The 12,534-nt window shown below is 57.9% G+C and carries 8 protein-coding genes; all 8 read left to right on the top strand.

What is annotated here, in order from left to right:
* Nucleotides 1-39: 39 nt before the first annotated feature.
* The 8 genes from P2T68_RS18125 to P2T68_RS18090 all read left to right on the top strand — a co-directional run bounded on the left by P2T68_RS18125 (nt 40) and on the right by P2T68_RS18090 (nt 12,185).
* Nucleotides 40-804, top strand: a complete 765-nt coding sequence (locus P2T68_RS18125) for an electron transfer flavoprotein subunit beta/FixA family protein (RefSeq protein WP_023048095.1) — start codon at nt 40-42, stop codon at nt 802-804.
* Complete coding sequence (locus P2T68_RS18120) at nt 805-1,749, top strand: FAD-binding protein (protein WP_023662939.1); 945 nt, start codon at nt 805-807, stop codon at nt 1,747-1,749. It begins immediately after the preceding gene.
* A 646-nt stretch (nt 1,750-2,395) separates the two neighbouring features.
* Nucleotides 2,396-3,757, top strand: coding sequence for an allantoin permease (locus P2T68_RS18115; protein ID WP_033902867.1), 1,362 nt, complete (start codon nt 2,396-2,398; stop codon nt 3,755-3,757).
* A gap of 153 nt (nt 3,758-3,910) precedes the next feature.
* Nucleotides 3,911-5,083, top strand: a complete 1,173-nt coding sequence (locus tag P2T68_RS18110; RefSeq protein ID WP_031637015.1) for a porin — start codon at nt 3,911-3,913, stop codon at nt 5,081-5,083.
* Between the two features lie 499 nt (nt 5,084-5,582).
* Nucleotides 5,583-6,956, top strand: a complete 1,374-nt coding sequence (gene ltrA / locus P2T68_RS18105; protein ID WP_049950174.1) for a group II intron reverse transcriptase/maturase — start codon at nt 5,583-5,585, stop codon at nt 6,954-6,956.
* A gap of 300 nt (nt 6,957-7,256) precedes the next feature.
* The gene (locus P2T68_RS18100; RefSeq protein ID WP_033902868.1) at nt 7,257-9,002 is read left to right on the top strand and encodes a hydantoinase B/oxoprolinase family protein; all 1,746 of its coding nucleotides are present in this window, start codon (nt 7,257-7,259) and stop codon (nt 9,000-9,002) included.
* A gap of 35 nt (nt 9,003-9,037) precedes the next feature.
* Nucleotides 9,038-11,128 (top strand): hydantoinase/oxoprolinase family protein, encoded by a 2,091-nt coding sequence (locus P2T68_RS18095; protein ID WP_033902869.1) that lies wholly within the window; start codon nt 9,038-9,040, stop codon nt 11,126-11,128.
* A 97-nt stretch (nt 11,129-11,225) separates the two neighbouring features.
* Nucleotides 11,226-12,185 carry a helix-turn-helix domain-containing protein gene (locus P2T68_RS18090; RefSeq protein WP_033902870.1) on the top strand — a complete coding sequence of 320 codons (960 nt, stop codon included), beginning with the start codon at nt 11,226-11,228 and terminating at the stop codon, nt 12,183-12,185.
* Nucleotides 12,186-12,534: the final 349 nt, after the last annotated feature.

Below are 12,534 nucleotides of genomic sequence, written 5' to 3'. Positions count from 1 at the left end.
CAGCCAGCTTGCCGGGGCAATTTTTCCCATGGAGCCTTTATGAAAGTCCTCGTAGCGATCAAGCGTGTGGTCGATTACAACGTCAAGGTTCGCGTCAAGGCGGACAACAGCGGCGTCGATCTCGCCAACGTTAAGATGTCGATGAACCCCTTCTGCGAAATCGCCGTGGAAGAAGCCGTACGCCTGAAAGAGAAGGGCGTTGCCAGTGAAATCGTCGTGGTGTCGATCGGCCCGACGGCGGCGCAAGAGCAGCTGCGTACTGCTTTGGCCCTCGGTGCCGACCGCGCCATCCTGGTCGAGGCTGTCAAGGAAGAGGGTGCTGACGAGCTGAACTCCCTGGCCGTGGCCAAGCTGCTCAAGGCCGTGGTCGACAAGGAGCAGCCGCAGCTGGTGATCCTCGGCAAGCAGGCCATCGACAGCGACAACAACCAGACCGGCCAGATGCTCGGCGCGCTGACCGGCTTCGGCCAAGGCACCTTCGCCTCCAAGGTCGAAGTGGCGGGCGACAAGGTCAACGTGACCCGCGAGATCGACGGCGGCCTGCAGACCGTGGCGTTGAACCTGCCGGCGATCGTCACCACCGACCTGCGTCTGAACGAGCCGCGCTACGCCTCCTTGCCGAACATCATGAAGGCCAAGAAGAAGCCGCTGGAGGTGCTCACCCCGGACGCCCTGGGCGTTGCCACCGCGTCCACCGTGAAGACCCTGAAAGTCGAAGCGCCGGCTGCCCGCCAGGCCGGCATCAAGGTCAAGTCGGTGGCGGAACTGGTCGAGAAACTGAAGAACGAGGCGAAGGTAATCTAAATGACTATCCTGGTTATCGCTGAACACACCAATGCCGCCCTGGCGCCGGCCACTCTCAACACCGTGGCCGCTGCGCAGAAGATCGGTGGCGACATCCACCTCCTGGTTGCCGGTGCCGCCTGTGGCGCCGCCGCCGAAGCGGCTGCCAAGCTCGCCGGCGTGGCCAAGGTGCTGGTGGCCGACAACGCCGCCTTCGCCCATCAGCTGCCGGAAAACGTTGCGCCGCTGGTAGCTGCTCTTGTTCAAGAAGCAGGGGGCAAGGGTTACAGCCACATCCTCGCCGCCGCCACCAGCAACGGCAAGAACATCCTGCCGCGCGTCGCCGCCCAGCTGGACGTCGACCAGATCTCCGAAATCATCGCCGTGGAAAGCGCCGACACTTTCAAGCGGCCGATCTACGCCGGTAACGCCATCGCCACCGTGCAGTCTTCGGCGGCGGTGAAGGTGATCACCGTGCGTGCCACCGGTTTCGATCCGGTGGCCGGCGAAGGCGGCAGTGCTGTCGTGGAAGCCGTGGCCGTTGGCGGCGACGCCGGCATCTCGGCCTTCGTCTTTGAGGCGCTGGCCAAGTCCGATCGTCCGGAACTGACCGCGGCCAAGATCGTCGTCTCCGGCGGTCGCGGCATGCAGAACGGCGACAACTTCAAGCACCTGTATGCCCTGGCCGACAAGCTCGGCGCCGCCGTCGGTGCTTCGCGCGCTGCGGTCGACGCCGGTTTCGTGCCCAACGACATGCAGGTTGGCCAGACCGGCAAGATCGTCGCGCCGCAGCTGTACATCGCCGTCGGCATCAGCGGTGCCATCCAGCACCTGGCCGGGATGAAAGACTCCAAGGTCATCGTGGCAATCAACAAGGACGAAGAGGCGCCGATTTTTCAGGTGGCGGATTACGGTCTAGTGGGTGACTTGTTCGAGGTCGTGCCGCAGTTGCAGCAAGTGATCTGAAGCCCTAAAGGAATGTGTTGCAATACCTATAGAATTGTGCTATGCGTGCATACTCAAGTGGCGTGCGGGTTTCAGGGCTAATGCATTTGAAACATAGAGTTGACGTGCGGGAAAGACAATTTTTTGACTTACACGTTATGCGGTAAGTCTGATGCTTGAGCGTTTGAGCTTAGGCATTCTGGTTGTTTTCGTTATTCTTTGTACCCGGTTTTGTACCCGGTTTTGACTTCTTGTAGCATGTAGTGCTGGTTGCTGGCTTAGGGTGGTTGTGCCGAGATTGAATCGGCCTCGAGCCCGTCATTGAGTGCTTTGCTTGTAGTCCTACTGGCTTGAAACGTTTAAGCGCTATGTTGTCTGTCTGGCTATCACGCTGAGTGTAGGTGTTGTTAGGTGACTCGCTCGCTAATAACGCTCTCTCGGAAAGAGATGTAAGCCATAGCGTCATTGAGGTCTTTTATTCTGACTTGGACAGCCTGAGAGATTTTCTCATCGCTTTCCGCTGGAGGAGTTTCGTCTGGGTGGGCCATCTTCCAGAGAGCAAGAAGCTTCAGGTATGACAAAAGAGAGTGCGCTCAGCAGCAAGTGGTCGCCCGCCTGAAGTACTTATGATCATGACTCCACTCATTACAAAAACAAGAGAAGAGCCATGGCCGGAAACATCAAAAAACAGGTCGATAGTATCGACTACAGCACCGTCGCGGTTCCGGAAGAACACCGCATGAGCAAAGGCTCACTGACGATGGCTTGGTGGGCCATCTGCAGTGCTATGTTTTGGCTGGTGGTGTCCGCCACCCTGGCAATGAGCTTTGGTACGATGAATGCCATAATCGGCTTACTCTTGTCGGTCGTAACTTATGCGGCCATCAACGGGGTCATTGCCCGCTACGCCATTAAGACCGGATTATCGGTCGCACTCTTCTCCCGGGTGCTATTCGGACGCGCCGGCGCAGCACTGGCCACCCTGATTTTCTTCGCCACGGCGATCTACTACAGCGTGTTTGAAGGCTCGGTGATCGCCATTGCTATCCAACACTACGTGTCCGACATCACGCTCAATCAAGCCTACCTAATAGTGGTGCTATACAGCGTGCCACTGGTGTTCGGTAGCGTGCAGACCTGGCTGGATAAGTTCAATGGCGTGCTGCTGCCGCTCTACCTGATTGGTCTGATTGCCGTAGTAGCGATGGCCGTCGGTGAATACGGCTACAGTTCTGCCTGGTTGGAAATGGGGCCTGAGAGCGGGCCAGTAAGTAATGGCTGGTGGGACTGTTTCACCTATTTCATGGGAGTGTGGATTCTCATGATGTACACCTGGGACTACGCACGCTTCGGTCGTAAGCAGGACGCCAGCTACCACGCTAAATTTAACTTCGGCCTACCATTCTATATCTTCACCTTTCTTATTAACGGTCTGGTCGGCATCTTTCTCGCCGCCACCATTCCCGCAGAGGGCGGCCTGTCTGAGGTCTCGGTGGTGCTGGCCATTGTCGAGCTGATGGGTATCTGGGGGTTGTTGTTCGTTTGGGTCAGCCAGACCCGTATCAATACCGCAAATTTCTTCATGGCCGCTAGCAACATGCATGCGTTCTTCGGCCGTTTTGGCTTGGCGGCTGTGCCTTATATGGCATGGGCCGTAGTAGTTGGCATCGTGGTCTACACAATGATGTTGCTCAATGTGTTCAGCTACATTCTGCAAGCCCTGGCATACCAGAGCATCTTTGTAGTGGCTTGGGTAGCGATCGCTTTGGCGCATATTTTCTCGCCGAAATATACCCAGCTGTTCGAGGGCAATATTGAATTCGCTCTCGAACGAGTCAACGCCTTCAACCCGTGCGGCTTGATCGCCTGGTTCTTTGCCGCTGGCCTGGGGATAGTGCTGCTGAATTTCGGCGGAGCAACGCTGGCGACCTTCTCAGCGCCGGTGACCTTTGTCTGCGCGTTCGCCAGCTACTGGCTGCTACTCAACAGCGCCAAACGCAGCTGGTTTGTCCGCACCAGCTGCAGCTGAAACCAATATCGGCGCCCACCGGGCCGATGTATTCGGCTCCGGCAACTTGCTGCAGCTACCAAACCCGATCCAAAACTAAGCCGCAACACCGCAGCGGCTTAGTGCTGCGTAGCTGAAAAAAAGACTAACAATGCTAAGAGCCAATTCATGAAAATGATCAACCTGCACCCACAAGCAACTCTCATATTACTTCCATTGTTGGCATCGCTCGCGCTACCCGCAGGTGCGGTGGCTATCAATGACAACTTGGACATTGGCGGCGCCGTGCGTGCGCGTATCGACTACGACCCCGACCGGGATATCGAGAAGCTGAGTTTCGATACTGCCTTTCTCACCGCTACCTACAACTCCGATAGTTGGATCGGCGCGGCTAAATACCGTTTCTATGGCGACGCTTACCCTTTCGACTATACCGACAAGATCGGTGACATCGCCTTCGCCGAATATGCATGGATCGGCTACAAGTTCGATGAGTCGCGTCAGATTCAGGTGGGACTAAACAAGATTCCGTTCGGCCTGCTGCCCTATGCCGGCAGCACTTTCTTCTTGACCTTGGGCAGCGTGATCGGCCTGGAAGACATTGCGAACCTTGGTGTTAAATACATCCAGCAGCAGGATGACTGGAACTTCCAACTCGCTTACTACCTAAGCCCGGCTGATCAGGGTCAAGGTACAAGCCGCGGCGGGCGGACCTATGCAACCAGTGTTGCTACGGCAGATGACTACGTCGTCGACGGCAGCGATAACCACGAGCGCGACATCTTAGTCGGGCGTCTGGCCCGCAACCTAAAGCTTGGGAGCTGGCAGTCGGAGATCGGCGCCTCGGCATTGACCTCGACGCTGCAGAACCAGGACAGTCGTGATAGCGGCCGCCGAAATGCCCTAGCAGTCCACTACTCGGGCAAGAATGGCCCCTGGGGCGTGCAACTGCAAGCCACTCGCCAGGACATGAGCCCGGAGAATCCCGGCAGAGACAAGCTGGTTAGCTTCGGCAGCTTCGACGGCACCTTTAACGTTGCCGCCAAGGGTAACCTCTATGTAGCCGACCTCAGCTATGACATTCCTGGCTCACTCGGGTGGCTCTCTGGTGTCAAGGTTTACGGTAACTACAGCCTGTTCGACAAGGATGAGTCCAGCTTCGAGGATTCCCAGCGCTTCATCCTTGGCACATCTTTCTCGCTGAAAGACCTATGGATCGCCGTCGAGTGGTTGCACGGCAAGCACGATCCCTACATCGGTGGCGGTAGCTACACCCAGAGCCTGGGCGCCGGCGGTAGCGAACGCTGGGAAAACCAGTTGTATACCAATATCGGTTACTACTTCTGAGGCAATAAGCGCCCCTAGCAACCACTCACGCTCCTATTTTCGCCAGCCATGTGCTGGCGTTTTTTTATGGTGCGCCAGGCATGGCGCGTAGCGCCGTGACTGGCGCTGTCGGGTTCACTGTGGTGGTGAGCCTGGCGACTTGGAGGTGAAAGTCCTCTACACACCCGGCAAGGGGAAGTGTTAGCTGAAGGCAAGGGTGTCGCGGGCGACTGCGAATCTGAAGGAAGCCCGAGACAAAATGCTGGCCTGACGAACAGGAAGCGGATGAGGCGGCGCAGCGGGGTGAGGTGGCCATAATCGCCAAAGCCCGATACTTGCACGGAACGCTGCGACGTAGATCCGACAGGCATAAGCAGGAAGGTCGCGCGAATTACCCTGGGAGATCTGTACGCTTGCCATTGTGCTACCGATTGTCGAGAGGCGACGGGATGGGCGTGCAGAAGTCAGCCGAGGCCGTAGTAAGTGGCGGTCAACCACGCCATCAAGGGCCGAACAGGTCATGCCGCCAGTAGGCGTCAGCGTCTCGTCGATAACCGAAATGCAGAAATTTCTCCAAGAGAAGACTGTCACCCCGAGTCCCGGCCAGAGGCCGAGGATGACGCCTGACAGCGCAGAGGTATCGGCGGCGTCGGTGACGTGGATGAACGCGGAGCCGGACACGCTGATGGAGCGGGTGCTTGCGCCGCTCAATCTCAAGCGTGCGTATCAGCGCGTGGTCAGCAACAAGGGGGCGCCGGGTGCCGATGGCATGACGGTCGCCGACTTGGCAGGCTACGTGAAACAGTATTGGCCCATCCTGAAGGTCAGGCTGCTGGCAGGTGAATACCATCCCCAGGCAGTGCGGGCGGTCGAAATTCCCAAACCGCAGGGCGGTATGCGGCAACTGGGCATTCCCAGTGTCGTGGATCGCCTGATCCAGCAAGCCCTGCTGCAACAGCTCACGCCGATCTTCGATCCGCTGTTCTCGGACTATAGCTACGGCTTCCGTCCGGGCAGAAGCGCTCACCAGGCTGTCGAGATGGCCCGCACCCATGTGGCGGCGGGTCATAGGTGTTGCGTGGAACTCGATCTGGAGAAGTTCTTTGATCGGGTCAACCACGACATCCTGATGTTCTGTGTTGAGCGCCATGTCGAAGACAAACAGGTGCTCAGACTCATCCGCCGTTACCTCGAAGCGGGCGTCATGTCGGGCGGGGTTGTCAGCCATCGGCAGGAGGGGGCGCCGCAAGGCGGCCCGCTTTCGCCGCTGCTGTCGAACATCCTGCTCGATGAACTCGACCGTGAGTTGGAGCGGCGAGGCCATCGCTTCGTGCGCTATGCCGATGACGCGAACATTTATGTCCGTAGTCCGCGTGCTGGCGAACGAGTGCTGGCCAGTGTCGAGCGGTTCCTGAATCACCGTCTGAAACTGAGACTGAATCGGGACAAGAGTCGCGTGGCTGGGTCGTGGAAATGCGACTACCTGGGGTATGGGATGAGTTGGCACTCGCAGCCTAGACTGCGAGTGGCAACCATGAGCCTGCGCCGTGTGCGCGACCGTCTCAGGGAACTGCTGCGAGGGGTGCGGGGCCACAAGATGGCGAATGTCATCGAGCGGGTAAACCCGGTGCTGCGAGGCTGGGCAGGCTACTTCAAGCTCAGCCAGAGCAAGCGTCCACTGGAAGAGCTGGATGGCTGGGTCAGGCACAAACTTCGCTGTGTCATCTGGCGGCAATGGAAGCAGCCCTCTACGAGGGCGCGCAACCTGATGCGCCTGGGATTGAGCGAGGAGCGTGCCTGCAAGTCGGCCTTCAATGGCCGAGGCCCGTGGTGGAACTCAGGAGCGCCGCATATGAATCAGGCGCTGCCGAAGAAGCTATGGGACAGACTTTGACTGGTCTCGATACTGGATACGATCAATCGGCTTAACCGCATGGCCTGAACCGCCGTGTACGGAACCGTACGCACGGTGGTGTGGGAGGACGGCGGCCGTGAGGCCGCCTCCTACCCGATCGCAGCGTTCCGGCCTCCCGGCATTAGATCTTGAGTAGATGCACCAGTAGAAACAGTTCACTTCAGGCCAAAAAACGGTGCGCTTGAAGACAAGCCAGCCGCTAGGCCCGCGCGTAGCTTAGCGATGTGGGCAAGACATCCGTCACGCCTCCCCAGACAAAAACAAGATTTGTGGTGACCCATGAACATAGTAGACCCGATCACCCTGGCAGTCGTGCGCGGTGCGCTCGAAACAGCCCAGCGAGAAATGACCCTGACGCTGGAAAAGACCAGTCGCTCGAGCGTGTTCAACCTCGCCCACGACTATTCCAACGCACTCTTCGATCACCTCCCGGAAATGATCCTGCAAGGCCAGGACCTTCCTATTCATCTCGGTTCGCTTATCCCAGCGATGAAATGCGTTGCTGGCTTCTTCGGTGATGAGATTGCCGAGGGCGATGTTATTTATCATAACGATCCAGCCTACATGGGCAGTCATATCCTCGACTGCTGCATGTACAAACCGGTGTTCTATAAGGGCGAGCTGGTGTTCTGGACGGTCTGCAAGGGCCACCTGACCGATATTGGCGGCCCGGTACCGGCCGGCTACAACCCGGACGCAAAAGAAATCTACGCAGAGGGCCTGCGCATCCCGCCTGTCAAGTTGTGGGCCCAGGGCCAGCGCCGGGAAGACGTAATCAACCTGCTGCTGACCAACATGCGCGCCCGCGCCTATCAAGAAGGCGATCTGAATGCCCAGTACGGTGCTTGCAGCGTGGGCGAGCGTCACCTGATCGAGTTGCTCGATCGCTATGGCGTCGACCAGGTCCGAGCGTGCATTACCGAGCTGAAAGATATGGCAGACCGTCATATGCGCGCATTGTTGCGTGATGTGCCAGACGGTTTCTACAGCGGCACTGCCATTCTCGAAGACTCCGGTCATGGTCTGGGAGAATTGTCGATCACTGCCCAGGTGGAAATTCGCGGCGACGAGGCGCACGTTCTGATAGAGAGCCCGCCGCAGGTGCCTTACTTCATCAACTCCTACGCGGGCAATTCGATCTCCGGGGTTTACCTCGGACTGATGATGTTCGCCCAGGTGCCACCGCCCTACAATGAAGGCCTCTATCGCTGCGTGAGTGTAGACCTTGGCCCGTCCGGTACTCTGTGCAACGCCCAGGAGCCGGCACCGCACGTCAACTGCACCACTACTCCGATGGAAACCCTCGCCGATGCCGTGCGTCTGGCCCTTGAACAGGCGGCTCCGGAGCGTGTGACCGCCTCCTGGGGGCATGCCAGCGGGATCAATATCGCTGGGCACGACCCACGCAACAACAACGATGAATATGTGACCATGGTGCTGGCCTCGGTCATCTCCGGCGCTGGCGCTAACAAGGCTATGGATGGTTGGCCTGCTTGCGGCCCGCTGTGCTGCTTCGGCGCGCTGACGTCCGGCGATATCGAACTGCTTGAGTACTCCTATCCGGTACTGATACACCGCTACAGCCTGATGACCGACAGTGGTGGCGCCGGTGAATTCCGCGGTGGCTCTGGTACTCGCCTGGAGCTCGAGCCGCTGAAGCACGCCATGACCGTGGTCGGTTTCGGTGAGGGCCGGCAGCTGCCTACCGCCGGTGCGGCAGGGGCGAAGAATGTTCTGCTCGAGCCCAAGCTCGGCCGCTTGATCCATAGACATGTCGACGGTGAGGAAGACCATTACATCCAGAACACTCTGCTGACCGCACAACCAGGTGAGCGCGTAATCAACGTCAACCCGGGCGGTGGTGGCTATGGCGACCCACTACGTCGTCCGCTGGCCACGGTTCTAGCCGATGTGCGCAACGGCTTGGTCTCGATTGACGGCGCGCGCCTTGAATACGGCGTAGTGATTGACGGCAACGGCCAACTCGATGAAGCCGCAACCCACGCACACCGAGCCGCGCACTGAGCACAGCCCCTTTGAGCAATGCAGAGAATTCGAAAATGAGCAAACAACAATATCGCCTGGGCATCGATGCCGGCGGCACCTTCACTGATTTCATCCTCGCCGACCATCAGGGCAACGTGCAGTTGTTCAAGGCGCCGTCCACCCCACATGACGGCACCCTGGCCATACGCAACGGTCTGGCGCAAATCGCCGATGCCCTCGGCCGTACACCAGCCGAGATCATTGCCGACTGCGATCTGTGCATCAACGGGACGACTGTGGCGCTCAACGCACTGATCGAAAAGACCGGGGTCAAGGTGGGCCTGCTGTGTACCGATGGCCATGAAGACAGCCTGGAAATTCGCCTTGGCCACAAAGAAGATGGCCATCGCTATGACGCCACTTATCCACCGGCGCATATGTTAGTGCCGCGCCACCTGCGCCGTCCAATCGGCGGGCGTATTATCAGTGACGGCAGCGAGTTCAGCCCGCTAGACGAGGCGGCGATTCATGCCGCCATCGACTACTTCCGCGAACAACAGGTGCAGGCGGTGGCGATCTCCTTCGTCTGGTCGGTGCGCAACCCTAGTCACGAGCAGCGCGCTATGGCTATGGTGCGTGCGGCTTTACCTGACGTATTTGTCTGCAGCGGCCACGAGGTGTTCCCGCAGATTCGCGAATACACACGCACCTCGACAACCGTGGTCAACGCCTACCTTAGCCCAGTGATGGGTCGTTATATCGAACGCATCGACGCGCTGTTCGAGGAGCTGGGCGCGCAGCAGCCTACCCGCTATTTCCAGTCCAACGGAGGTCTGGCTCCTGGCGTGGTAATGCGTGAGCGGGCGGTCAACGCGATCAACTCCGGTCCGGCATCTGCCCCGCAAGCCGGCTTGTGCGTGGCCCAGCCATTCGGTATCGACAACGTAATCACCGTCGATATGGGTGGTACCTCGTTCGACATCACTCTTAGCAAAGGCGGTCGCACCAACTTCAGCAAAGACAGCGACTTCCTCCGTTACCGTATCGGCGTGCCAATGATTCAGGTGGAATCCCTTGGCGCCGGCGGTGGCTCGATCGCCCACCTTGACGACTTCGGCATGCTCCAGGTCGGTCCACGCAGTGCCGGGGCTAACCCCGGGCCTGTGTGTTATGGAAAGGGTGGGGTCGAGCCGACTGTAACCGATGCTAACCTGGCGCTCGGTTATCTGGCTGATGGTGCACTGCTCGGTGGCAGCATCCGTCTAAATCGACAAGCCGCGATCGATGCGATCCGCAGTAAAATTGCCGAACCGCTGGGTATCAGTGTCGAGCGCGCGGCCGTCGGTATCATTACCCTGGTTAACCTGAGCATGGTTAGTGGTATCCGCCGCGTGTCCATTGAGCGTGGTTATGATCCCCGTGACTTCGCCCTGATCGGTGCCGGTGGTGCAGCGGGCATGCACGTGATGCGACTAGCTGAGGAAATCGGCAGCAAGGTTGTGCTGATTCCCAAGGTGGCTTCGGGGCTGTGCGCCTTCGGCCAGATTCTCTCTGACATCCGCTATGATCAGCTGACTACTTTGCCGATGCGTTTGGATGACGAGTTCGTCGATTTGGAGCAACTAAACCAGGCCCTGCAGCAGTTACGCGAGCGTGGTATGACGAACCTGCGAGACGATGGTTTCGGTGGTGACAATCGTATTGAATGCCAGTACAGCCTGGAGATTCGTTACCTCGGACAGATCCACGAGTGCAGCGTCGAACTGAGCTGCGACCGGCTCGACCGTAGCAGCCTGGCGGCCCTGCGCGAATCCTTCCACCAGCGGCACAAGGCGCTGTTTTCCTTCAGTGAGCCTAACAGCCCGGTCGAACTAGTTAATCTAGAGTGCTCGGTGATCGCGCGGTTACAGCGTCCACCAATGCCTGAACTTGCAACCCCGCTCAAGGCAACGGCCGCGATTCCGGCTGGTCATCGTCCGATGCTGTTCAATGCGCAAGACGATTGGCAGGACACGCCTGTGTACAACGGCGACCGCATAGAAGTAGGGCAGATTATTCAAGGTCCCTGTGTGATTGAGGAAGCGACCACAAACATCGTTGTTCCACCGGGCTGGCGGGTCAGTCTGGATCCCTCGGCCACATATGAACTGACTCCCGGTCATTGACCGTCAGGGATTTTTAACAAAGGATTGTGTAACAACGGCACCGACGGCATTCACCGTTGGTGCCGCCCTCATAATAACTACAAATTGAGGACCTTTCATGACAGATCAATTGTCTACGCGGTATTGGCCTGAGGGAGAAAGGCAATCGCGTTGGGCCGAAGCCATCGGCAATACATATTTTCCATTGTCGTTGGAGTTCAATTCCAGCGCCATTTTCCAAGGCAGCCTGAAAATTTGGAAAACGGGCAGTACGCCGTTGGCGTTATCGCGCCTGCGCTCCAGTCAGCTAGGCTATTCGCGCAGCGAGAGCCAGGTTAGCGAAGATACTGAACCCTGTTACCTTGTAACAGTGCCGCGCCTTACCGAAGTACACTTCGAGCAAGACGGTCGTGAGCTCCATTGTAAGCCAGGTGGGTTCATCTTCGAGCGAGGCGATGCGCCTTATCGTTTTCACTACTCCTGCGACAACGACCTTTGGGTATTCAAGCTGCCTGAGCGCGCGCTACATGGACAGATACGTGGAGCCGAGCGCTACACCCGTTTCTGTTTCGAGGCTCGGCGTGGATTGGGACGAATTTTTGTTGATCAACTGGCGATGTGTGCCGCGCGCTTCGACGAATGCGATGCGGATGCCCGTCATATGCTGCTGGAACAGGTGCTTTCGACGTTGTTAATGGCTCTGCGCCAAGATGAGCGCGTCCTTAATAGTGAGAGTTCGAGTCTAGCTGCCCTGCATTTGCAGCGTATCGAGCACTACATCGACCGAAACTTGTGTTCAGCTGAACTAAACCCGCAGCATATTGCTCAGGCCTGCGGCTTATCGGTTCGCTATTTGCATAAATTATTTTTCAGTACGCCCTACAGTCTCGGTGAATGGATTCGCCTGAAACGATTGGAGGCTGTATATCAACGCCTACGTGATCCCCACTGCCACCTATCAATCGGTGAGCTGGCATATCGTTGGGGGTTCAGTGATCAGGCACAATTTTCCCGGCATTTTCGCCAGCACTTTAGTTGTACTGCCAGTGAAGCCCGAGCCGTTTCGTTAAAGCCGTAGCCGGTTACTTTATTGTCAATGTGCTCTGGGGGATTAGAAGTCACTCGGCGTAGCTCCCCATAAAGGCTCCACGCCTTTTCACCGTTGCGGGAGTACCAGTTATATATCGGCGTCTGATATTCCATACGGGCGCTAACTTGGGTAAGCCTTTGTCGTCTGCATTGGCAAACTCATGCGTAGCTGGTGTTGCTGATCAAGCCAAGCTTATTGTTTTAGGTTCACGCGAGCGGGCTGAGAGCGGCGCAGGCTTCACAAGCGTAAGACGGAACCATGCTAGGTGCAAAGCTATGGTGTTGGGTAGTAATTGCTTCAGGTCTGTCCTGCAAAAAACATGCTGAAATTCCGCAGG

This window comes from Pseudomonas sp. G11, from assembly GCF_029457515.1.
In the GTDB taxonomy this organism is placed as follows: Bacteria; Pseudomonadota; Gammaproteobacteria; order Pseudomonadales; family Pseudomonadaceae; genus Aquipseudomonas; species Aquipseudomonas gorinensis.
Note: the sequence above shows the minus strand (reverse complement) of the source record. Positions and strands in the feature narration are given on the sequence as shown.